General features: G+C 65.0%; 21 protein-coding genes. 14 read left to right on the top strand and 7 right to left on the bottom strand.

Annotation, left to right across the window (positions count from 1 at the left end):
• Positions 1-123: 123 nt before the first annotated feature.
• Entirely contained in the window at positions 124-1,491 is a 1,368-nt protein-coding gene (locus QP996_RS05015; protein WP_284871539.1) for an FAD-dependent oxidoreductase, read from the bottom strand.
• Between the two features lie 238 nt (positions 1,492-1,729).
• On the opposite strand from QP996_RS05015, the gene QP996_RS05010 reads away from it, so the two are divergent.
• Genes QP996_RS05010 through QP996_RS04975 form a run of 8 tightly spaced genes read left to right on the top strand, consistent with a single transcriptional unit; the run spans position 1,730 to position 8,799 of the window.
• Positions 1,730-3,394: a nitrite/sulfite reductase gene (locus tag QP996_RS05010; RefSeq protein ID WP_284871538.1), complete on the top strand. Its 1,665-nt coding sequence runs from the start codon at positions 1,730-1,732 to the stop codon at positions 3,392-3,394.
• A complete protein-coding gene (locus QP996_RS05005) occupies positions 3,391-3,651 on the top strand; it encodes a hypothetical protein (RefSeq protein WP_284871537.1) in 261 nt (86 codons plus the stop codon). The genes QP996_RS05010 and QP996_RS05005 overlap by 4 nt, the downstream gene beginning before the upstream one ends.
• Positions 3,648-4,427: a phosphoadenylyl-sulfate reductase gene (locus tag QP996_RS05000; RefSeq protein WP_284871536.1), complete on the top strand. Its 780-nt coding sequence runs from the start codon at positions 3,648-3,650 to the stop codon at positions 4,425-4,427. The genes QP996_RS05005 and QP996_RS05000 overlap by 4 nt, the downstream gene beginning before the upstream one ends.
• A gap of 17 nt (positions 4,428-4,444) precedes the next feature.
• Positions 4,445-5,359, top strand: coding sequence for a sulfate adenylyltransferase subunit CysD (gene cysD / locus QP996_RS04995; RefSeq protein WP_284871535.1), 915 nt, complete (start codon positions 4,445-4,447; stop codon positions 5,357-5,359).
• On the top strand, positions 5,359-6,648 hold the full coding sequence (locus QP996_RS04990) for a sulfate adenylyltransferase subunit 1 (protein ID WP_284871534.1): 1,290 nt from the start codon (positions 5,359-5,361) through the stop codon (positions 6,646-6,648). Before cysD ends, QP996_RS04990 begins: the two co-directional genes overlap by 1 nt.
• A 5-nt stretch (positions 6,649-6,653) precedes the next feature.
• Positions 6,654-7,292: a sirohydrochlorin chelatase gene (locus QP996_RS04985; protein ID WP_284871533.1), complete on the top strand. Its 639-nt coding sequence runs from the start codon at positions 6,654-6,656 to the stop codon at positions 7,290-7,292.
• Between the two features lie 10 nt (positions 7,293-7,302).
• Entirely contained in the window at positions 7,303-8,226 is a 924-nt protein-coding gene (locus QP996_RS04980; RefSeq protein WP_284871546.1) for a sulfite exporter TauE/SafE family protein, read from the top strand.
• 6 nt (positions 8,227-8,232) lie between these two features.
• The gene (locus QP996_RS04975; protein WP_284871532.1) at positions 8,233-8,799 is read left to right on the top strand and encodes a nucleosidase; all 567 of its coding nucleotides are present in this window, start codon (positions 8,233-8,235) and stop codon (positions 8,797-8,799) included.
• A gap of 296 nt (positions 8,800-9,095) precedes the next feature.
• Here QP996_RS04975 and QP996_RS04970 read toward each other — a convergent pair whose 3' ends face one another.
• Positions 9,096-9,620 carry a type 1 glutamine amidotransferase domain-containing protein gene (locus QP996_RS04970; protein WP_284871531.1) on the bottom strand — a complete coding sequence of 175 codons (525 nt, stop codon included), beginning with the start codon at positions 9,618-9,620 and terminating at the stop codon, positions 9,096-9,098.
• A 45-nt stretch (positions 9,621-9,665) separates the two neighbouring features.
• Positions 9,666-11,069 (bottom strand): AI-2E family transporter, encoded by a 1,404-nt coding sequence (locus QP996_RS04965; RefSeq protein WP_350309508.1) that lies wholly within the window; start codon positions 11,067-11,069, stop codon positions 9,666-9,668.
• A gap of 143 nt (positions 11,070-11,212) precedes the next feature.
• On the opposite strand from QP996_RS04965, the gene exaC reads away from it, so the two are divergent.
• The 5 genes from exaC to QP996_RS04940 all read left to right on the top strand — a co-directional run bounded on the left by exaC (position 11,213) and on the right by QP996_RS04940 (position 17,308).
• Positions 11,213-12,733: an acetaldehyde dehydrogenase ExaC gene (gene exaC / locus QP996_RS04960; protein WP_284871530.1), complete on the top strand. Its 1,521-nt coding sequence runs from the start codon at positions 11,213-11,215 to the stop codon at positions 12,731-12,733.
• 244 nt (positions 12,734-12,977) lie between these two features.
• Positions 12,978-14,819: a molecular chaperone DnaK gene (gene dnaK / locus QP996_RS04955; RefSeq protein WP_239307546.1), complete on the top strand. Its 1,842-nt coding sequence runs from the start codon at positions 12,978-12,980 to the stop codon at positions 14,817-14,819.
• 30 nt (positions 14,820-14,849) lie between these two features.
• Positions 14,850-15,545 carry a nucleotide exchange factor GrpE gene (grpE, locus tag QP996_RS04950; protein ID WP_284871529.1) on the top strand — a complete coding sequence of 232 codons (696 nt, stop codon included), beginning with the start codon at positions 14,850-14,852 and terminating at the stop codon, positions 15,543-15,545.
• 146 nt (positions 15,546-15,691) lie between these two features.
• Positions 15,692-16,873: a molecular chaperone DnaJ gene (dnaJ, locus tag QP996_RS04945; RefSeq protein ID WP_284871528.1), complete on the top strand. Its 1,182-nt coding sequence runs from the start codon at positions 15,692-15,694 to the stop codon at positions 16,871-16,873.
• 24 nt (positions 16,874-16,897) lie between these two features.
• Complete coding sequence (locus QP996_RS04940; protein WP_284871527.1) at positions 16,898-17,308, top strand: heat shock protein transcriptional repressor HspR; 411 nt, start codon at positions 16,898-16,900, stop codon at positions 17,306-17,308.
• A gap of 7 nt (positions 17,309-17,315) precedes the next feature.
• Here QP996_RS04940 and QP996_RS04935 read toward each other — a convergent pair whose 3' ends face one another.
• Positions 17,316-17,897, bottom strand: coding sequence for a hypothetical protein (locus tag QP996_RS04935; protein ID WP_284871526.1), 582 nt, complete (start codon positions 17,895-17,897; stop codon positions 17,316-17,318).
• Between the two features lie 232 nt (positions 17,898-18,129).
• Here QP996_RS04935 and QP996_RS04930 point away from each other — a divergent pair, with 232 nt between their 5' ends.
• Positions 18,130-18,291 carry a hypothetical protein gene (locus tag QP996_RS04930; protein ID WP_284871525.1) on the top strand — a complete coding sequence of 54 codons (162 nt, stop codon included), beginning with the start codon at positions 18,130-18,132 and terminating at the stop codon, positions 18,289-18,291.
• A gap of 135 nt (positions 18,292-18,426) precedes the next feature.
• Here the strand turns inward: QP996_RS04930 and QP996_RS04925 are convergent, their stop codons facing one another.
• The 3 genes from QP996_RS04925 to QP996_RS04915 are packed head-to-tail and all read right to left on the bottom strand — an operon-like array spanning position 18,427 to position 21,643.
• Complete coding sequence (locus QP996_RS04925; protein ID WP_284871524.1) at positions 18,427-20,193, bottom strand: pyruvate dehydrogenase; 1,767 nt, start codon at positions 20,191-20,193, stop codon at positions 18,427-18,429.
• 56 nt (positions 20,194-20,249) lie between these two features.
• Complete coding sequence (locus tag QP996_RS04920; RefSeq protein WP_284871523.1) at positions 20,250-21,395, bottom strand: alpha/beta hydrolase; 1,146 nt, start codon at positions 21,393-21,395, stop codon at positions 20,250-20,252.
• Positions 21,392-21,643, bottom strand: coding sequence for a hypothetical protein (locus QP996_RS04915; protein WP_284871522.1), 252 nt, complete (start codon positions 21,641-21,643; stop codon positions 21,392-21,394). The genes QP996_RS04920 and QP996_RS04915 overlap by 4 nt, the downstream gene beginning before the upstream one ends.
• Positions 21,644-21,698: the final 55 nt, after the last annotated feature.

Here is a 21,698-nt window from a genome sequence, read left to right as displayed (position 1 = left end):
CGTGTCCAATAAGTCACCAGACTCCATGTCCAATAAGTGACCAGACTCCGCGTCCAAAATGTCCATAGACATAACATCGAACAACTAGCAGATCAGCATCGAGGTGCCCAGTCTCCGCCGCGCCTAGCCCTGGAAGCGGGAGTGGCCGAGCATGTCCTCCCACTCCACGATCTTCTTGCGCTCGCGCGGGAAGTTGGGGTCGGCGGCGCCGAGGGCGCGCTCGGCCTCGTCGAGCTTGTACCAGCCTTCCCAGGTGGCGTAGTCCACGCCGCGCTCGCGCAGCAGGTCAAAGATGTCGTCGGCGCCGGTGTGGGTCGGCGCGGCGAGCTTGCCGGCGTCCGCGTCGGCGATGAGCATGTCGGTGGTTTCCTTGGCGTCGGACTTGGTGTTGCCGATCAGGCCCACGGGTCCGCGCTTGATCCAGCCGGTGACGTAGAGCTTGTCCTCCGGTGCGGCGCCTTCCTCGGCGGTGACCAGGACGCGGCCGCCGTCGTTGGGGATGACGTGGCGCTCGAGGTCGAACGGCACGCCCTCGACCGGCTCGGAGCGGTAGCCCACGGCGTGGTAGACCTGCTGGACCGGCCAGTCGGTGAACTTGCCGGTGCCGCGGATGCCGCCGTTGCCGTCGAGCTCCTGGCGCTCGGTACGGATGCCCACGATGGCGTCACCCTCGGTGAGCACTTCCACCGGCTCTTCGAAGAAGTGGATGTGGATCTTGTGCGGGGCGTCGTCCGGCTCGCGCATGGCGTACTGTTCCAGCACCTGGCAGTTCAGATCGATGGACTTGTCGGAGCGGCGGACCTGCTCGGACAGCTCGTCGTAGTCGATGTCCTCGGGGTCCACGAGCACCTGGATGGTGTCGGACTCGTCGAGCTCGCGCAGCTCCTTCGGCGTGAACTTGGCCTGGGCAGGGCCGCGGCGGCCGAACATGTGCACGGTCTCGGCCTTGTTGTTCTTCAGGGATTCGTAGACGTTGTCCGGGATTTCGGTGACGGTGAGCTCCTCGCCGGTCTTGGCCAGGATGCGGGAGACGTCGAGGGCTACGTTGCCCACGCCGATGACGGCGACTTCCTTGGCTTCGAGGTTCCAGTTGCGCTCGAAGCGGGGGTTGCCGTCGTAGAAGCCGACGAACTCGCCGGCGCCGATGGACTTGTCGCCGCCGGGGATGAGCAGTTCGCGGTCGCGCACGGCGCCGGTGGAGATAACGACGGCGTCGTAGTAGTCGCGCAGGTCGTCGATGGTGATGTCGCGGCCGACGGTGACGTTGGCGATCAGGCGCAGCTTGTCCTTGTCCAGCACGTTGTGCAGGGACTTCACAATGCCCTTGATTCGCGGGTGGTCGGGTGCCACGCCGTAACGGATCAGGCCGAAGGGGGCGGGCATCTGCTCGAAGAGGTCGACGTGGATGTCGTGCTCTTCGTTGCGGATTAGCAGGTCGGAGGCGTAAATGCCGGCTGGGCCGGCGCCAACTACGGCGACGCGCAGGCTCATAAGTTCATAGTCCTTTCGCAAAAGGGTGTGTTGATGTTGGATACTATAGCGTATAGACCGAGTGGTCTTAAACCTACCCGCATTTTCATTCTCAACCCTCGCAAACTCTTTACATTCACTGCGTTAACCGGCACTTTCGGCAGTCCGGTTGTTTTAGACCGAGTAGTCCGGCACTATTGGCCAGCAATAGCTCCGGGCCGCCCGGATGTGTACAGAGTTGTCTAGTTAGGGAGAGCAGATGAGCGCACCCACAAAGCCCAGGACGCGCGCCAAGAAGCCTGAGGGGCAGTGGCTTATCGACGGCTCCGCGCCGCTGAACCACGACGAGGAGATCAAACAGGAATCCCCGGTCCTGGACGTGAAACAGCGCGTGATCGACATCTACTCCAAGGGCGGCTTCGATTCGATCGACCGCGAGGACCTCTACCCGCGCTTTAAGTGGCTCGGTCTGTACACCCAGCGCAAGCAGAACCTGGGCGGCGAGTTCACCGGCGAGGACAACAGTGTGCTCGAAGACAAGTACTTCATGATGCGCATCCGCTTCGACGGCGGCATCTGCTCCACCGCGCAGGCCCGCGCCGTCGGCGAGCTCTCCCGCGACTACGCCCGCTCCACCGTGGATCTGACGGACCGACAGAACATCCAGTTCCACTGGGTGCGCATCGAAGACGTCCCCGCGATCTGGGAGAAGCTCGAGGCCAACGGTCTGAATACCTGGGACGCCTGCGGCGACGTACCGCGCGTGATCCTGGGCTCCCCGGTCGCCGGCATCGCCAAGGACGAGATCATCGACGCCACACCGGCGATCCGTAAGATCCAGCAGATCGTCACCGACGACGAGTTCCAGAACCTGCCGCGCAAATTCAAGTCCGCGATCTCCGGCAACGCCCGCCAGGACGTCGTCCACGAGATCAACGACCTCGCCTTCATCGGCGTCGAGCACCCCGAGCTCGGCCCCGGCTTCGAGTGCTACGTCGGCGGCGGGCTGTCCACCAACCCGATGCTCGCGCAGTCGCTCGGCGCCTTTGTCACCCTCGAACAGGTGCCGGACGTGTGGGCGAACGTGGTGCGCATCTTCCGCGACTACGGCTACCGCCGCCTGCGCAACCGCGCGCGCCTGAAATTCCTGGTCAAAGAGTGGGGCGTGGAGAAGTTCCGCCAGATCCTCGAAGAGGATTACTTGGGCTATGCGCTTCCCGACGGACCAAAGGCCCCCAACAACCTGGTCGACCGCGACCACATCGGCGTGCACGAGCAGAAGGACGGCAACGTCTACATCGGCGTGAAGCCGACGCTGGGCCACATGTCCGGCGAGCAGCTCATCGCCCTGGCTGACCTCGCAGAACGCTACGGCGTGACCGACCTGCGCTTCACTCCGTTCAAGGAGGTGCTGCTGCTCGGGGTCGCACCGGAGGACGTCGAGAAGCTGCAGGCTGATTTGGAGGAAATGGGGCTGTACTCGAAGCCCTCCGAGTTCCGCCGCGGCCTGCTTTCCTGCACCGGCCTGGAGTATTGCAAGCTCGCCCACGTGACCACGAAGTCCCGCGCGATCGAGCTGGCGGATGAGCTGGAGGAGCGCTTCGGCGACCTGGATTCGCCCATCACCATTTCGCTCAACGGCTGCCCGAACGCGTGCGCGCGCCACCAAGTCTCCGACATCGGGCTGAAGGGCCAGATGGTGGCCAACGATGCCGGCGAGAAGGTCGAGGGTTTCCAGGTGCACCTGGGCGGCACCATCGGCGAGGGCGCGAACTTCGGCCGCAAGCTGCGCGGCCACAAGGTGCTCTCCACGGAGCTGACGGATTACGTCACGCGCGTGGTGCAGCACTACGTGGACAAGCGCGAGGACGGCGAAACATTCCGTCAATGGGTCGCCCGCGCGGACGAGGATGACCTGCGATGAGCTTTCGCCGTGCGCCGAATCCGAACCGCAATTTCCCCTCGTTTTGCCCTTATTGTGGCGGGGAGGATCTCTGGCCGAACGAAGAAACAGACTTTGCCTGGAAATGCGGGGAGTGCCTGCGCGTTTTCGAGGTGAAGTACCACGGCCAGGACGATCCGGACACCCCGCACGCGCCCGCGCCGTCGACGGAGGAGGCGCTGCAGGCCTCCCTGGAACGGCACGGTCACACCGCAGTAGTGAAGGAAGAGAAGCGATGACCAACCTGCTCAACCAGCCGGGAGGAAACTTCCGCGACCCCGACACCAGCCCGGAGGGGCCGAGGGAGACGGCGGCGTTGCCGGAGGACGTCGCGAAGCAAAACGCCCAACTAGTAGACCAGTGGGCACCCAAGCTTTACGACGCATCCGCCGCCGACATCCTCGGCTGGGCCCACGAACACGCCCCCGGCAAGCTGGTGGTGACCCTGTCCATGGAGAACACCGTGCTGGCGGAGCTGGCGGAGCGCCACCTGCCCGACGCGGACTTCCTCTTTTTGGACACCGAGTACCACTTCCCGGAGACCCTCGAGGTGGCCGACGCAGTTGAGGCGCGCTACCCCTCGCACACGCTGGTGCGCGCAAAAGCGCAGCTTTCCCGCCCGGAGCAGGACAAGGTGTACGGCCCGAACCTGTACCTGCGCAACCCCGGCGCGTGCTGCCGCATGCGCAAGGTGGAGCCGCTGGCGGTGCACATGAGCCCGTACGCCGGCTGGATCACCGGCCTGCGCCGCGCCGACGGCCCCACCCGGGCCGAGGCGCCCGCGCTGAGCCTGGATAACACCGGCCGGCTGAAGATCTCTCCGCTGGTGACCTGGTCGCTGGAGGACACGGAGGCCTTCGAAGAGGACAACGACCTGATCATCCACCCGCTGACCCGTCAGGGCTACCCCTCCATCGGCTGCGCCACCTGCACCATGCCCGTGGCCGAGGGGGAGGACCCGCGCGCCGGGCGCTGGGCGTTCGCATCCAAGACCGAGTGCGGCCTGCACGAATAAAAGGAGTGTTAGAGAAGATGACGCAAGCAACGACACCTGAGCTGTCGCCGCACCTGAAGGACTTGGAAAACGAGTCCATCCACATCATCCGCGAGGTGGCCGGGCAGTTTGACAAGATCGGCCTGCTGTTTTCCGGCGGCAAGGACTCGTGCGTGGTGCTCGAGCTGGCGCGCCGGGCGTTCGCGCCGGCAGCAATGCCGATCGAGTTGCTGCATGTGGACACCGGGCACAACTTCCCGGAGGTGATTCAGTTCCGCGACGAGCTCGTGGAGAAGCATGGCCTGCGCCTGCGCGTGGCCGAGGTGCAGGACTGGATTGACCGCGGCGACCTGCAGGAACGCCCCGACGGCACCCGTAACCCGCTGCAGACCGTGCCGCTGGTGGAAACCATCGCGGAGGTCGGCTACAACGCCGTGTTGGGCGGCGCGCGCCGCGATGAGGAGCGCGCCCGCGCCAAGGAGCGCGTGTTTTCCGTGCGTGACTCCTTCGGCGGCTGGGACCCGCGCCGCCAGCGCCCCGAGCTGTGGGACCTGTACAACGGCGCGACGCTGCCGGGCGAGAACGTGCGCGTGTTCCCCATCTCCAACTGGACCGAGGCGGACGTGTGGGAGTACATCGGCGCCCGCGGGATCGCCCTGCCGTCGATCTACTTCGCGCACGACCGCGAGGTGTTCGGCCGCGACGGCATGTGGCTGACCCCGGGCGAGTGGGGCGGCCCGCGCGACGGCGAGCAGCTTGAGACCCGGCGCGTGCGCTACCGCACCGTGGGCGACATGTCCTGCACGGGCGCGGTTGATTCGGACGCGTCCACGATCGACGAGGTGCTCGTCGAGATCGCCAACTCCACCCTCACCGAGCGCGGCGCGACGCGCGCCGACGACCGCCTGAGCGAATCCGCCATGGAAGACCGCAAGAAGGAAGGCTACTTCTGATGACTGCTCCCACCACCGCCTCCGCCGCAGCCGCTTTGGCAGACCGCGAAACGCTGCGCCTGTGCACCGCCGGCTCCGTCGACGACGGCAAGTCCACCTTCGTCGGCCGCCTCCTGCACGACACCAAGTCCGTGCTCGCGGACCAGCTCGCCTCCGTGGAGCGCACCTCCGCCGACCGCGGCTTCGAGGGGCTTGATCTTTCCTTGCTTGTCGACGGGCTTCGCGCCGAACGCGAACAGGGCATCACCATCGACGTGGCCTACCGCTACTTCGCCACCGACAAGCGCACCTTCATCCTCGCCGACACCCCGGGCCACGTGCAGTACACGCGCAACACCGTCACCGGCATGTCCACCTCCCAGGTGGTCGTGCTGCTGGTGGACGCCCGCAACGGCGTGGTGGAGCAGACCGTCCGCCACCTCACCGTGGCCAAGCTTTTGGGCGTGCGCACCGTGATCCTGGCGGTGAACAAGATCGACCTGGTCGGCTACTCCGAGGAGACCTTCAACGAGATCAAGACCACCTTCGACGCCAAGGCCGCCGAGCTCGGCATCGAGGACCCGCACGTGGTGCCGATTTCCGCGTTGAAGGGGGATAACGTCGCGGAGCGCAGCGACGCGACCCCCTGGTACACCGGCCCGACCGTGCTGGAGCTGCTGGAGACCATCCCGGTCCACCACGGCCGCGCCGACGACCTGGATTTCCGCTTCAACATCCAGTACGTGCTGCGCGAGCACGCCAGCGACTACCGCGCCTACGCCGGACGCGTGGGCGCCGGTTCCGTCTCCGTCGGCGACGAGATCCTCGCCCCCTACGGCCGGAAAACTACCGTGGCCGGCATCGACACCTCCGACGGCCCGGTGGACACTGCCCACGCCGGCGACTCTGTCGCGCTGCGCCTCGCCGACGAGATCGACCTGACCCGCGGCGACCTTCTGGCCTCGGGCACCCGGCCGGAGGATACACGCGAGTTCGCCGCCACCGTCGTGGGGCTCACCGAGAAGGAGCTGCGCGCAGGCCAGGCTGTGAAGCTGCGCATCGGCACCGCGTTCGTCCGCGCCCGCGTGGCCAGTGTGGACCGCGTCCTCGACATCGACGGCGCCGCCGGCGACAACACCTCGCCCGAGGCCGTCGCCCTCAACGAGATCGCGCACGTGACCATCCAGACCGCCGACGAGCTGCCGGTTGAGCCCTACGCCGCCCGCGGCGCGGTGGGCAACTTCCTGCTCGTGGACCAGTCTTCCGGCAACACGCTGGCCGCGGGCCTCGTCGGAACCAGGCTGCGGTAGCCACCATGACCGCGCTGATCACCCTCTCCCACGGCTCGCGCCACCCGCGCGCCAAGGAGGGCATCCGCGCGCTCACACAGGTCGCGGCGGAGAAACTGGGCGTGGAGTGGGCCGATGCGCACCTCGAGTTCGACCGCCCCACCCTCGCCGAAGCAGCCGCCGCGTTAGACAGCCCGCGCGCCGTCGTCGTGCCCCTGCTTTTTACCCGCGCGTTCCACGCGAAGGTGGACGTGCCGGCGCACCTCGCCGAGGCGCGAGGCCGCTGCGACCTCACCCTCGCCGAGCCGCTCGGCACCGGCCCCGACATTGCCGAGGTGCTGCATGAGCGCTTGCTTATCGACGCACCTTCGGCCCCCCACGCCACCATCTTCCCCGTCGGCACATCGGACCCCGAGCAGGCGGCGAACTACACCCGTCTCGCGGATGACCTGGCGCGTTTGGCAGGGATCGATGCGTCGGTGGTGCAGGCGACGAGGGGCGACCGGAGGTTCGTCGATAAGCACACGCATGTGCTGCCGCTTTTTGTCACCCACGGAACACTTCTGGACCGGATCCCGCCGCACCTGCCGGCCTCCGGACCCTTAACCACTGATCTTGCGGACGTCGTTGCCGACCGTTACCGCACCGCCGAAAAGGACGCCTGAAATGTACAAGATTGAGACGCTGCTGCTCATCGCCGTGGCCGGCCTGGCCGCCCAACTTGTCGACGGCGGCCTCGGCATGGGCTTTGGCGCCACCTCATCCACCATGCTCATCGCACTCGCAGGGCTCACCCCGGCGGCCGCGTCCGCAGTCGTGCACACCGCGGAGCTGGGCACCACACTGGCCTCCGGCGTGGCGCACACCCGCTTCGGCAACGTGGACTGGCGCACCGCCTTCGCCATCGGCATCCCCGGAGCAATCGGCGCTTTCCTCGGCGCGACCGTGCTGGTGCGCCTGTCCACCGAAGCCGCGCGGCCGGTGATGTCGCTGATCCTGGCGCTGATCGGGCTGAACCTCATGCTGCGCTTCGCCCGCGGGCTGACCCAGCGCAAGCTCGCGGAGAAGCCGCACTCGCGCGGGTTCCTGGCCGGGCTGGGCCTGTTCGGCGGGTTTGTGGACGCTACCGGCGGCGGAGGATGGGGGCCCGTGACCACCTCGACGCTGCTGTCCGCCGGGCGCGCAGAGCCACGCCGCATCGTCGGCACCGTCAACACGGCCGAGTTCCTGGTCACCCTGGCCGCCACCCTCGGCTTCGCGGTGGGCATGTGGAACGACCTGATAGCCAACCTCGCCGGCGTGCTCGCGCTGCTGGCAGGCGGGGTGATCGCAGCGCCGATCGGCGCGTGGGTAGTCACCCGCATGAACCCCATCGCGCTCGGCGGGGTCGTGGGCACCCTGATCGTGTTTTTGAACCTGCCGGTGGTGCTGAAGTTCCTCGGCATGGACTCCGGCCTGTGGGTCGTGCGCGTTGCGGTGCTGGTGGTGGGCGCGGCGCTGTCCGTGCGCGGCGTGCTGAAGGCGCGGGAGAACTCCCGGGCCGCAGGCGAGCGTGAGGGTGCGACAGTGGTGGAGCCTCAGCCGGCCCGCCTACGATAAGCAACCATGTCTGACTTGCTTATTGTCGCAGCTATGAAGGAAGAGGCCGCGGACATCATGTCCGGCGGCGACCACGAGGTGCTCATTACCGGCATCGGCACCCTGCCCGCCGCGATCGCGCTGACCCGCCGCTTGTCTTCCGGGCCGCTGCCGTCGCGCGTGATCAACGTCGGCACCGCAGGCGCCCTGGTGGACTTGCAGCCGGGCGTCTACGAGGTTTCCGGTGCCGTCAAGCACGACTTCAAAGTCGGCGGCACCTCCGAGATCACCGATTTTGTCTACCCGCGCTGGTTTACCTTCGAGCCGCTGACCGAGCTGCCCAAGGCCAAGCTCGCCACCGGCGACGCATTTGTCAACCGCTCCGACCTGCGCGACGAGCTCGCCCGTGAATGCCAGCTCGTGGACATGGAGGGCTACGCCCTGGCCGCGGTGTGCTCCACGTTCGGCGTGCCGCTGACCCTGCTCAAGCAGGTCTCCGACTCCGCTGACGAGTCCGCCTCCGAGGTATGGGAGGCCGCACTCGAGCGTGCCCGCGTCGAGCTTGAGCAGGCGCTGCGCGAGCACCTGCGGTAATCGGAGCTGGCCGCTGCGCTCCCGGGGGCCGCTCCCGCTCCCCATTTTGCGAATCTGCTAGTTGCCCCGCACACCCAACTAGCAGATCAAGTGTCCAACTTTCTGTTGCCCCAGGTGATATTGGAACCAGGTGCCAGTAAGGAGCTCATCTGCTAGTTCCACTTTCGGGCAACTAGCAGATCAGCCCGCAGGCGGTGTGGAGGCACCACAAACCCAGAGAACGAAACCCCTATTAAGCGCGAAAATGGCGCTTAATAGGGGTTTCGTACTGGGGGTCTGGCGGAGAGAACAGAGTCCTACTTCGCGAACTCCTCCACGAGCGTGGCGTTGAACGCCGGCAGGTCGTCTGGGGTGCGCGAGGAGATGAAGCCGGAGTCGACCACAACTTCTTCGTCGACCCAGTTGGCACCGGCGTTGGCCAGGTCGGTCTTCACGTTGGCCACGGAGGTGAGCGTCACGCCCTTGAGCACGTCGGCTTCGGCGAGGATCCAGCCGCCGTGGCAGATCACGCCGATCGGCTTGCTGGCGTCCTTGAACGCCTTGACCAGGGCCACGGCGTCGGCATCGGTGCGGATGGTGTCGGCGTTGATGGTGCCGCCGGGCAGGATAAGGGCGTCGAACTCGTCGACGGAGGCGTCGGCCGTTGTGGCGTCGACAGCTACCTTTGCGCCCTTCTTGCCCTCGATCTCACCGGTCTCGGTGGAGACGACCTTGGTGGTCGCGCCGGCGGACTCTACGGCCTCCTTCGGGGAGGTCAGCTCCGAATCCTCGAAGCCGTCGGTGGCGATGATCGCGATGTTCTTGCCGTTGAGGTCGGCCATGGTCTACGTCCTTTCGTCGATGAGTAAGTACGGCGCCCACCGTACCTATTCTTCGTCTTTGATGGCGTGGGTGCGGCCCGGGACCTCGGTGTCGCCTTTGGTGTCGCCCAGGGGGACGCGGGTGGAGCCGAGGCCTTCCTTGACGGGGACCTTCGTGTTGGTCTTGTCGCGTTTTGCCATGCGCATCATGTGGTCGCGCACGGCCAAGAAGGACTCCTTGGAGTCCATGGTCTGGGTCTGTTGGGTGGCCATGGCTATCTCGTCGGCTGTAATTTCACCGGAGCGCAACGAGACCATCTCGGCCCAGTAGCGCAGCCACACAGCGGCGACGGCGGCGACCGGCACGGCGAGGAATGCGCCGACGATGCCGAACAGGGTGCCGCCGACCGCGACGGCGAGCAGGACCACGGCGGCGTGCAGGCCCATGGCCTGGGACTGCAGGATCGGAGAGAGGACGTTGCCCTCCAGCTGCTGCACGGCGATGATGAGGATGAGCACGAACACTGCATTCATGAATCCGTTGGACACCAGCGCGATGATCACGGCCAGCGCGCCGGCGGAAACTGCACCGACGATGGGGATGAAGCCGGCGAAGAACGTCACCACTGCCAGCACCGGCCACAGAGGTACGCCGAGGAAGAGCAGGCCCAGGCCGATGAAGACGGCGTCCACCAAAGACACGATGGCCTGGGTGCGGATGAAGCCGGACAGGGTGTTCCAGGAGCGCATGCACACCTCGGTGAGGTGCCAGCCGGCGCGCACGCCGGTGTACTTGCGTACCCAGGGCAGGAAGCGGTCGCCGTCTTTGAGGAAGAAGAACAGCAGCACGAGCGTCAATGCGAGCGTCGTGCCTACCGACGTAATCGCGCCGATGCCAGAGAACACCCCGGAGGCGATGTTCGACGCCTGGCCCTTCACAAATGCTGTGGCCTGGTCGACGGCCTGCTGGATACGCTCCGGCTCGAGGAACGTGAAGTCCTGTTCTTTCAGCCAGGCGATGATCTGGTTGATTCCCTGTTCCGCCTGGTGGCCGAGCTCGATGCCCTGCGATTTCACGGTCGGCGCCATCGCGGCGATGATGCCGCCGAGGATGCCGAAGGTGCCGATCAGCGTGATGAACACGGCGAGGGCGGAGGGGATCTTGTGGTTTCGCATCCAGCGCACCGGCGGCCACAGCACGGTTGCCAGGATCAGGGCGAGCAGTATGGGCAGGAGGCCCATCCAGACCCATTTGAGCAGGTAGAGCAGGATGGCGGTGGCGGCGACGACGATGATGAAGCGCAGCGCCCAGGCGGCAGCGGTGCGGCCGTCAGAGGCGATGATGTCGCCGCGGTCCACGGGCTCTTTGGAAAGCTCCTGGGCCGCGTCTGCGGGGGTGGGCAGCATCCGGACATCGTCGACGGCGGTGTCCAGGGCGCCCACGTATTCGTTGTTGTTGTGGTTAGTCACGCGGCTCATTGTGCCAGAGATGCTGGTTGATGCATGCGTCGTGGGAGCCGGAGGGGCGTCGCAAAGCAAAATGCTCTAGACCACAAGGTGAAATAAGTGTAGTGTGGGCCACACTGCGACCCCGATGTAAGAAAGGCCTGGACATGACCGTCTATCCAAACCCCGGAACCGAAGGCTCAAACGTCAAGTACCGCGAGCGCTACGACAACTACATCGGTGGCGACTGGGTCGCCCCGGTCGATGGCGAGTACTTCGACAACATCACCCCCGTCACTGGCGAAGTGTTCTGCCAGGTCGCACGTGGCAAGGAGGCCGACATCAACCTCGCGCTCGACGCCGCGCATAAGGCCGCGCCTGCCTGGGGCAAGACCTCCCCAGCGGAGCGCGCGGGCGTGCTGCTGAAGATTGCGGACCGCATGGAAGAGCACCTCGAAGAGATCGCGGTGGCGGAGACATGGGAGAACGGCAAGGCCGTGCGTGAGACGCTCGCCGCCGACATCCCGCTTGCTATCGACCACTTCCGCTACTACGCGGGTGCGCTGCGCGCGCAGGAGGGCCGCCTGAGCCAGATCGACGAGGACACGGTCGCCTACCACTTCAACGAGCCGCTCGGCGTGGTCGGCCAGATCATCCCGTGGAACTTCCCGCTGCTCATGGCGGCCTGGAAGCTCGCACCGGCGCTGGCTGCGGGCAACGCGATCGTGCTCAAGCCGGCGGAGCAGACCCCGGCGTCGATCCTGTACCTGATGGATCTCGTCGGCGACCTGATCCCGGCGGGCGTGCTGAACATCGTTAACGGCATGGGCGACGAGGCGGGCGCCGCGCTGTCAGGCTCCGACCGCATCGCCAAAATCGCCTTCACCGGCTCCACCGAGGTGGGCAAGATCATCAACAAGGCCGCGGCGGACAAGATCATCCCGGTCACCCTCGAGCTCGGCGGCAAGTCCCCGGCGCTGTTCTTTGAGGACATTTTTGAAAAGGACGACGACTTCAAGAAGAAGGCCGTCGAGGGCTTCGCCATGTTCGCGCTGAACCAGGGCGAGGTGTGCACCTGCCCGTCGCGCGCGCTGGTGCACGAATCCATCGCGGACGAGTTCCTGGAGCTCGGCGTGCAGCGCGTCAAGCAGATCAAGACCGGCAACCCGCTAGACACCGAGACCATGATGGGCGCGCAGGCGTCCACCGAGCAGATGAACAAGATCCAGTCGTACCTGGAGCTTGGGCCCCAGGAGGGCGCGGAAGTGCTCACCGGCGGCGGCGTGAACAAGGTGGAGGGCCTGGAAAACGGCCTCTACATCGAGCCGACCGTGTTCAAGGGCACCAACGACATGCGCATCTTCCAGGAGGAGATCTTCGGCCCGGTGATGTCCGTGACCACCTTCAAGGACTTCGACGAGGCCATCTCCATTGCTAACGACACCATCTACGGCCTGGGCGCGGGCGTGTGGGCGCGCTCCGGCACCACGGCCTACAAGGCCGGTCGCGCCATTCAGGCTGGTCGCGTGTGGGTGAACCAGTACCACACCTACCCTGCTCACGCGGCGTTCGGCGGCTACAAGCAGTCCGGCATCGGCCGCGAGACGCACCTGATGATGCTGGACCACTACCAGCAGACCAAGAACCTTCTGGTGTCCTACTCGGAGCAGGAGACTGGCCTGTTCTAAGCAGTTGCTTATCGACGAACACGCCTCCGGTTGCCCTCGCAACCGGAGGTTTTTCTCCGCGTTGAACTGCGGAAACAAAGAAAGTTGCGCCGGGTGGGAACAACTTTGCCGCACGTGCCGTTGTTACCCATGAGTGCGACAGACTCAAGAACGTCGCCGCCGGTGTTATAGTGGTGGCCGTCAAGTTGAGTCGAAGCACATCAACTTACTGATAAACCACTTCTCAACAGGAGGAATAAATCTTATGGCACGTGCAGTTGGTATTGACCTTGGCACCACGAACTCGGTTGTCTCCGTCCTTGAGGGCGGCGAGCCGGTTGTGATCGCTAACGCAGAGGGCTCCCGCACCACCCCGTCCGTCGTCGCTTTCGCGAAGAACGGCGAGGTCCTGGTTGGCCAGTCCGCCAAGAACCAGGCGGTGACCAACGTCGACCGCACCATCCGCTCCGTCAAGCGCCACATGGGCGAGGACTGGACCGTGGAGATCGACGACAAGAAGTACACCCCGCAGGAGATCTCCGCCCGTACCCTGCAGAAGCTGAAGCGCGACGCTGAGGCGTACCTCGGTGAGGAAGTCACCGAGGCTGTTATTACCGTCCCGGCGTACTTCGAGGACGCTCAGCGTCAGGCCACCAAGGAGGCCGGCCAGATCGCGGGCCTCGACGTGCTGCGCATTGTCAACGAGCCGACCGCGGCTGCCCTGGCATACGGCCTGGACAAGAACGAGAAGGAAGAGACCATCCTGGTCTTCGACCTTGGCGGCGGCACCTTCGACGTGTCCCTGCTGGAGATCGGCGACGGTGTCGTCGAGGTGCTGGCTACCGCCGGCGACAACGAGCTCGGCGGCGACGACTGGGATAACCGCATCGTCGAGTGGCTCGTGGACAAGTTCAAGTCCCAGAACGGCGTTGACCTGTCCAAGGACAAGATGGCTATGCAGCGTCTGCGCGAGGCCGCGGAGAAGGCCAAGATTGAGCTGTCTTCCGCGCAGCAGGCCTCCATCAACCTGCCGTACATCACCGTGGACTCCGAGAAGAACCCGCTGTTCTTGGATGAGACGCTGACCCGCACTGAGTTCCAGAAGATCACCTCCGACCTGCTGGACCGCACCAAGAGCCCGTTCAACCAGGTGGTCAAGGACGCCGGCATGTCCGTCGGCGACATCGACCACGTGGTCCTGGTCGGCGGCTCCACCCGTATGCCGGCCGTGTCCGAGCTGGTCAAGGAACTGACCGGCAAGGAGCCGAACAAGTCCGTCAACCCGGACGAGGTCGTGGCGCTGGGTGCTGCTCTGCAGGCTGGTGTGCTGCGCGGCGACGTCAAGGACGTGCTGCTTCTCGACGTCACTCCGCTTTCCCTCGGCATCGAGACCAAGGGCGGCGTGATGACCAAGCTCATCGAGCGCAACACCACCATCCCGACGAAGCGCTCGGAGACCTTCACCACGGCTGAGGACAACCAGCCGTCCGTGCAGATCCAGGTCTTCCAGGGCGAGCGCGAGATCGCGTCCGCGAACAAGCTGCTCGGCTCCTTCGAGCTGGCGGGCATCGCACCGGCTCCGCGCGGTGTGCCGCAGATCGAGGTCACCTTCGACATCGACGCCAACGGCATCGTGTCCGTGTCCGCGAAGGACAAGGCCACCGGCAAGGAGAACACGATCAAGATCCAGGACGGCTCCGGTCTGTCCGACGAAGAGATCGATCGCATGATTAAGGACGCCGAGGCTCACGCCGACGAGGACAAGAAGCGCCGCGAGGAGCAGGAGACCCGCAACAACGCGGAGACCATGGCGTACCAGACCCGCAAGTTCATGGACGAAAACGGCGAGAAGCTGCCGGAGGACATCAAGGGCCGCGTGACCGAGGCCGCCGACGCTGTGGACGAGGCGCTCAAGGGTGAGGACCTGGATGCCATCAAGTCCGCAGTGGAGAAGCTGACCACCGAGTCCCAGGCAATGGGCACCGCGCTCTACGAGTCCCAGGCGAACGAGGGCGCAACCCAGGCTGACGCCGCCGCAGGCGACGACAACGTGGTCGACGCCGAGGTTGTCGAGGACGACGACGCAACCGATTCCGACAACAAGTAACCCTGACCCAGCGAAAGGAGGCGACGTCTGATGACGAACCCCCAGAACGAGCAGATGCCGGACAACCCGGGTGCTCCGGAGGCCACGGACGAGCAGTACGTGTCCCCCGACCAGGCGGAAACGCTCGCCGACGAGGCCGCTGAGTCCGAGGCGCTTGCCGCGGACGAAGACCCCCTCTTAGCCGCAGACACCGAGCTCGAGGACGCCGCGAAGATCGCGGAGAACGAGATCGACCCGGACGCGGACGGCGACGGCGCAGTCAGCGACATTGAACTGCAGCTGGCGGAGCGCACCGAGTCGCTGCAGCGAGTCAGCGCGGAGTACGCGAACTACCGCCGCCGCACCGAGCGCGAGCGCGGCGAGCTGGCCAACACCGCGAAGGCGAAGTTTGCCACCCAGCTGCTGCCGCTTCTGGACGACTTGGATCTGGCCGAGCAGCACGGCGACTTGGAGCAGGGCCCGCTGAAGGCCTTCGCCGACAAGTTCCGCACGATCGTTGCCGGCCAGGGCATCAAGGAGTTCGGCGCCGAGGGCGACGCGTTCAACCCGGAAATCCACGAGGCAGTGCAGGACCTGTCCCAGGGTGACACCAAGGCCGTGGGCACGGTGCTGCGCAAGGGCTACATGATCGGGGACCGCCTGGTGCGAAACGCCATGGTGATCATTGCGGATCCCGCCGATCCCGCCGAGCCGGCCGGCGAGCCAGAAGCCGACACCACCGAGTAGTCAACACGCTCGGATGCCAGGGCCGGGGAATGAGGTAGCGCGGACCCACGCGGCCTCGTCCCCGGCCTTTGTACTTAGATAAATTAGTGAACAAAACTTTAGCGAGACAGACTCAATACTCTTTGTAGAGGAAAGGAGGGTGCGAGATGGCTATGCAGCAAGAATGGGCCGATAAGGACTATTACGGCGACTTGGGCGTGAGCTCGTCGGCAAGCGCTGCCGATATTAAGAAGGCATACCGCAAGCTCGCACGCGAAAACCACCCCGACTCGAACCCCGGCGACAAGAAGGCGGAGGAGAAGTTCAAGCGGGTGGCTGAGGCGTACGACGTTGTCGGCGACGAGCAGAAGCGCAAGGAATACGACCAGCTGAAATCCATGATCAGCTCGGGCGGCTTCGGCCGCTTCGGGCGGGGAGGAGGGTCCGGCTTTCCGGGCGGGTTTCGCGGCACGGAAGCGGAATTCGACCTCTCCGACATCTTCGGATCAGCCGCTGGTGGACAAGCTGGAGACAGCGGCCTTGGTGATATCTTCGGTGGCTTCTTTGGCGGCCGCGGCGGTGCTGGCAGGAACGCTCGGCCGTCGCGGGGGGCCGACGTCGAAACGGAAATAACCCTCGACTTCCGCGAGGCAGCCAAGGGCACGACCATCCCGGTCGAGCTCACCGGCGACGCGCCGTGCACCACCTGCCACGGCTCCGGCTCCAAGGACGGCAAGACGCACACCTGCCAGATGTGCTCCGGCTCCGGCTACATCCGCGAGAACTCCGGCGCGTTTGGCATGGCACGTCCCTGCACGAACTGCGGCGGCACCGGCGAGGTCATCGAAGACCCCTGCACCACCTGCGGCGGCACCGGCACCGTGCGGCGCACCCGCTCGATCACCGTGCGCATCCCCGCCGGCGTGATCGACGGGCAGAAGGTGCGCCTGGCAGGCCAGGGTGAGGCGGGCCCGAACGGCACGCCCGCCGGCGACCTGTTTGTCACCGTGCACGTGCGAGGCGACGAGGTGTTCACCCGCTCCGGCGACGACCTCGAGGTCACCGTCCCGGTCGCGTTTTCCGAGGTCGCCCTCGGCGCAACCATCACGGTGCCCACCCTGGATAACCCGGTGAAGGTCAAGGTCCCGGCTGGCACCCCAAACGGGCGCACCCTGCGCGTGAAGGGCCGCGGCATCCCGAAGCGCTCCGGCGCAGGCGACTTGATGGTCACCGTCGAGGTGAAGGTGCCCAAGGACCTGGATCCGTCCGCCACCTCCGCGCTTCGCGCCTACGCCCAGGCTGAGAAGGACTCTGGCTTCGACCCGCGCGCCGGGTGGGCCGGGCTCTAGCCCCCCAGGAAGGAGGTGTAGACAATGGATGAGAAGCAGGAGTACTTTGTCATCTCCGTTGCCGCCGAGCTGACCGGCATGCACGCGCAGACCCTGCGCACCTACGACAGGCTCGGCCTGGTCACGCCGATGCGCACCAAGGGCGGCGGCCGCCGCTACTCGCGCCGCGACATCTCCATGCTGCGCCGCATCCAGTACCTCTCCCAGGAGGAAGGCGTCAATCTCGCCGGCATCAAGACGATCATCGAGCTCTCCCAACAGATCGAGGATCTCCAGGACGAGCTGGAAACCCAGCGCGGCCACAACGAGGAACTGCGCCAGAAGCTGCAGTCCGGTACTCGCCGGGGCGGCGAGCTCGTGCACGTGCCCCGCTCCACAGCGGTGGTCACGTGGGAGCCAGCTGCTTCTCGACGCCGCCGGCGCAGCGCGCGGTAGGCGCTCTTCACGGACGCTTCGCTCGGAGCCCATCGACACGAGATTGGGCTTTAATCCACTCCGCGGCAAGTGGGTCTATCCAGTTTGCGATCTGATGCATCGCAAACTGGTCTGCGGCGATGGCTTTCCGTTCAGTTTCGAAATCAGCTTTCACTATTGGTTCATGGTGTGCGCAGCGGTTTCGTAACCTGTATATCCGGCCAAGTTGTTGATAGAACTGCTTGCGCTCTGGATTAGCACCAATTTGGGCGATGAACCTTGGCCAGACCGTGGTCGAATACCGCTTTGTAAATAGGTAGAACCAGAAATCGAGACTCAGCTCGGCGATTACCTTGTCACGGGAAAGAACGCAGTCCGGAGTCTGGCCGGTCCGATTGATCGCCTTGATCACTGAATCGCGTGTCGCTGGGGCATGTGGAAGCTGGTTCGAGATGAACCACAGTTCACCAATTGTGTCGCGAAGACTTGCATCTACCTTATTGCGCAGGAGAACTTCTACATGCTGAATGTCTTCAAGCAAGGCCTTCGTAATTTGGGTGTTCCAGACATAAAGAGCCTCGGGATTCGAATGAAACGCAAAGGTAGACATCCTGATTGGTGAAAACCACTCGGCTAGCTGTTCCAAGCTCGTGTGACTGTTCGCATCTGACGTTTGCATCCTGTATACTCTCCCCCGAAAGCCCCGGAACGATCCCTGCGAAAGCAAATCGCCGGGGTTACTGAAATTCTAGCAAGCTCTGCTCCTAAGGACTGGGAGCCAGCTGCTTCTCGACGCCGCCGGCGCAGCGCACGATAGCAGTCGGAGTCTTAAACTCGGCCGCATGATGGCCAAGGCTGGCTCTCCGTCGCTGCTCAAAGAGACCAGTCCGTGGCGGTTCCGTTTCCCGGAAGTCATCCTGCTGGTTGCGGCGTTCGTGTGGATGGTGGCTGAGGATGCGAACAGTGGAAGTCGGACACCGAATGACAAAACGCCCGCGCAATGAACACTCAAGCGCGGGCGTTTGTGCTGTAAAAATTCGAAACGCTTCCTAGCCATGGAGGGCTAGGGGCCTTTTGAAGCCTCCACAACACTACATACGCCGATGTGTTTCCGCATTGAGGAGGCTACCTGGCCGGACTTAACCGCCGAACTCGATGGCCGCGGCGCCGCCGATGTGGCGGAGGTTCGACTTGGCCAGGTTGAACAGGCGACCGACGCCACCCTCGAGGAAGGCGGTGCGGGCACCGGACTTGGTGAAGCCCTTCATCATGTCCCAGGTGATTCCCGGCGGCAGAGAGAGTGCCTCCGGGTCGGTGACGATGTCCACGAGCACCGGGCCGTCGTAGGCCAGGGCTTCCTTGAGCACCGGCTCGAGGTCGTCCGGGTCCTCGATGCGGAAGGACTTAATACCCACACCCTTGGCAATCTCGGCGTAGTTGGCCTGCTCGTGGTCGGTGCCGAAGTACGGCATGCCGGCCACCATCATCTCCAGCTTCACCATGCCCAGCGAAGAGTTGTTGAAGCAGATCACCTTCACCGGCAGCTGGTGCAGCTTGATGGTGAGTAGCTCGCCCATGAGCATGCCCAGTCCGCCGTCGCCGGACCAGGAGATGACCTGGCGGTCCGGGAACGCGGCCTGCACACCGATTGCCATCGGCAGGGCATTCGCCATGGTGCCGTGGAGGAAGGAGGCTGCCTCGTCGCGCTTGCCGTTCGGGGTGAGGTAGCGCGAGGACCACACGTTGCACATGCCGGTGTCGACGGTGAAGTAGGCGTCGTCGTCCGCAAGCTCGTCCAGCACGGATGCGGCGAGCTCCGGGTGGATCGGCTTCTTGGACTCGACAGCCTTGGAGGTGTAGCTCTTCACCACGTGGTCCAGCAGCTGGTAGTGGCGCTTGAGCATCTTGTCCAGGAACTTGCGGTCGGACTTCTCCTCGATGTGCGGGAGGATGTTCTCGATGACGCTCTTGACGTCGCCGACAACCGGATAGTCCACCTTGGTGCGGCGGCCGATGTGGGTGCCGTCGATGTCGATCTGCGCGACGTTTTCGTCCGGCAGCCAATCGGTGTACGGGAAGTCGGTGCCCACCATGATGAACAGGTCGGACTCTTCCATCGCGTCCAGGCAGGCGCCGTAGCCGAGCAGGCCCGACATGCCTACGTCATACGGGTTGTCGTACTCGTAGTACATCTTGCCGCGGAAAGAGTGGCCGATGGGGGACTTGATCTTCTCCGCCAGGGCGAAGACCTCATCGCGGGCGTCGCGTGCACCGTAGCCGCAGAACAGGGTGACCTTGTCTGCCTTGTTAATCGCCTCCACCAGGCGGGCGGCCTCGTGCGGGTCCGGGTAGACGCGCTTGTTGGCGCCGGTGGCGTACACGGAATCGGCGGTGTGCGGGCCCTCGGCGGTGTCGGCGGCGAAGACGTCGCCAGGCACGATCATCACGGACACGCCGTTGCCGGCCAGGGTGTTCTGCAGGGCGTTGTGCAGCACGCGCATGCCCTGGTCCGCCTCGTGGACAACCTCGCAGTAGGAGGAGCACTCCTGGAACAGCAGCTCCGGGTGGGTCTCCTGGAAGAAGGAGGAACCGATCTCCATGGTGGGGATGTGCGACGCAATGGCCAACACCTTCGCGCCGTTGCGGTGGGACTCGAACAGGCCCTGCACGAAGTGGGTGTTGCCCGGGCCGCAGGAAGCGCCGCATACGGCGAGCTCGTCGGCGGCGAGGGAATCGGCGCCGGCGGCAAACGCGGCCGCCTCCTCGTTGCGCACGTGCACCCACTCGATGTCGCTTTGACGCACGGCATCGGAAAGCGGGTTGAGCGAATCGCCCACCAGGCCGTAAATGCGCTTAACGCCTTGATCCTCTAGGCGTTTGACTACTTGCTCAGCAAAATTTGGCATTGTCTACCTAAATCTCCTTTGGTGGTTTCATTCAACGTGCGCCATGGTAACGACATTCACTCAGTTGGGTCGGAGCGCTGTTGCAAAGCAGACAGAAACGCGGGGTCTGTGAAGTAATCCGTGTGCCCGCCCCGCACCCCCAGCACACGCTCGCCGCCCCAGCCGATGTACGACGGCGAGGAGCCGATCGCCGCCGTCGGCCCGGAACGCAGCAGCAGGATCGGGTCTTCGGGGGAATCCACCACGTGCACCGTCGCTTCGGGCCCAGCCAGGATCAACTCCGAGACGTGCTCGCCTGAGACGCCTGCGCTACCCAAGATCCACAGGTCGTCCGCAAGCAACCCGTGTTGGTGCGCCGCCTTCGTGGCCAAAAGCGTGCCGTAGCTGTGGGAGACCACGGTCTTTTGCGCGTTGGGGAAGCGCTCCTCTAACGCGGCCTGGAACATGGCGAGGTCATCCGCGCCGGCGTGGGCGCGGTGGGGCGAGGCCGCGTCCGTGAGCAGCGGGGGAGGGGCGTAGCCCTGCCACACCACCACCGCGGCCCCGGTCTGTTCCGACAACATCCGGGCCTTTTCCAACTCGCCCGGCAGCTTCGCTGGTGTGCCGGTGGTCGCACCCGCGACCATGGTGATCACGCGCGCCGGGTCCACTGCGTCGCCGACGAGCACTGTGCTCGCGGTCGGCCCGGCCTCCAGGAGTACACCGCCGGCGTCTTCCACCAGCGCCAGCGTGGATGCGGGCACCGTCTGCGCGTGCCGGGCATGCAGCGATTCGAAGGACTCGTCCGGGTGGTCGAACAACGGGTCGTAGTCCTGCTCCTTGCCGGATGCGCCTAACAGCGTCCTGGAGAGTTGCAGGTCCAGCATCATGGACGTGGCGTTGAGCCACAGCACAACGCGCGAATGGGCGTACATGCCGATGAACTCGGCGGCCTCGTCCAGCTGCTGCTGCAGGCCAGCGGCGGCCAGCAAGGCCACCGACGCCTGTTCCAGCCTCTCAGTGCTTGCGCTTAGCGACGAGCCGTAGTCCGCAAACCGAGCCGCAGAAGCCTCGAACGCGGGTCCGCGAAACCCGGAATCCGCAATAACGGCGGCGGAATATGGTGCATGTTCCGCCCGCTCCCGCGCACCTTCGGCAGCCAATCTGGTGGCGGTGGCCGCGTCGAACAATTCGGATGCGATCAGTGCTGGTTTGTACGTCACGGCGCCAACTCCTTGCCAAATCGGGCATCTGCCTGCTCCACTTCGGACGCAAACGCGGCGACATCGTGGAGGTGGGTGTCTAGGCGGGACGTGGTGCCGTCGATAAGCAAATGCTCCGTGTCCTGCAGCGACGCGAGCGCGGTCGCAGAGCGTGAGGGGCTTAAGTGGGCGGTGGGAAGGGAAGTGAAGCTGCGGATGCAGCTGCGGGCGGCGGGTGCGGTCTCTGTGGTCAGTTGAAGAAATGTCATGCAACAAACCATCCGCGAACGCAACAGTCGACGCAATACCCCTTTTTAAATCTGT

It is taken from the genome of Corynebacterium sp. MSK008 (genome assembly GCF_030232585.1).
Lineage (GTDB): Bacteria > Actinomycetota > Actinomycetes > Mycobacteriales > Mycobacteriaceae > Corynebacterium.
The sequence above is the reverse complement of the archived record's forward strand: the minus strand, read 5'-3'. Positions and strand labels throughout refer to the sequence as shown.

Coding starts and splice junctions, on each gene's coding strand:
- QP996_RS05015 (WP_284871539.1), bottom strand. CDS start 1,491: ATGAGCCTGCGCGTCGCCGTAGTTGGCGCCGGCCCAGCCGGCATTTAC.
- QP996_RS05010 (WP_284871538.1), top strand. CDS start 1,730: ATGAGCGCACCCACAAAGCCCAGGACGCGCGCCAAGAAGCCTGAGGGG.
- QP996_RS05005 (WP_284871537.1), top strand. CDS start 3,391: ATGAGCTTTCGCCGTGCGCCGAATCCGAACCGCAATTTCCCCTCGTTT.
- QP996_RS05000 (WP_284871536.1), top strand. CDS start 3,648: ATGACCAACCTGCTCAACCAGCCGGGAGGAAACTTCCGCGACCCCGAC.
- cysD (WP_284871535.1), top strand. CDS start 4,445: ATGACGCAAGCAACGACACCTGAGCTGTCGCCGCACCTGAAGGACTTG.
- QP996_RS04990 (WP_284871534.1), top strand. CDS start 5,359: ATGACTGCTCCCACCACCGCCTCCGCCGCAGCCGCTTTGGCAGACCGC.
- QP996_RS04985 (WP_284871533.1), top strand. CDS start 6,654: ATGACCGCGCTGATCACCCTCTCCCACGGCTCGCGCCACCCGCGCGCC.
- QP996_RS04975 (WP_284871532.1), top strand. CDS start 8,233: ATGTCTGACTTGCTTATTGTCGCAGCTATGAAGGAAGAGGCCGCGGAC.
- QP996_RS04970 (WP_284871531.1), bottom strand. CDS start 9,620: ATGGCCGACCTCAACGGCAAGAACATCGCGATCATCGCCACCGACGGC.
- exaC (WP_284871530.1), top strand. CDS start 11,213: ATGACCGTCTATCCAAACCCCGGAACCGAAGGCTCAAACGTCAAGTAC.
- dnaK (WP_239307546.1), top strand. CDS start 12,978: ATGGCACGTGCAGTTGGTATTGACCTTGGCACCACGAACTCGGTTGTC.
- grpE (WP_284871529.1), top strand. CDS start 14,850: ATGACGAACCCCCAGAACGAGCAGATGCCGGACAACCCGGGTGCTCCG.
- dnaJ (WP_284871528.1), top strand. CDS start 15,692: ATGGCTATGCAGCAAGAATGGGCCGATAAGGACTATTACGGCGACTTG.
- QP996_RS04940 (WP_284871527.1), top strand. CDS start 16,898: ATGGATGAGAAGCAGGAGTACTTTGTCATCTCCGTTGCCGCCGAGCTG.
- QP996_RS04935 (WP_284871526.1), bottom strand. CDS start 17,897: ATGTCTACCTTTGCGTTTCATTCGAATCCCGAGGCTCTTTATGTCTGG.
- QP996_RS04930 (WP_284871525.1), top strand. CDS start 18,130: ATGATGGCCAAGGCTGGCTCTCCGTCGCTGCTCAAAGAGACCAGTCCG.
- QP996_RS04925 (WP_284871524.1), bottom strand. CDS start 20,193: ATGCCAAATTTTGCTGAGCAAGTAGTCAAACGCCTAGAGGATCAAGGC.
- QP996_RS04915 (WP_284871522.1), bottom strand. CDS start 21,643: ATGACATTTCTTCAACTGACCACAGAGACCGCACCCGCCGCCCGCAGC.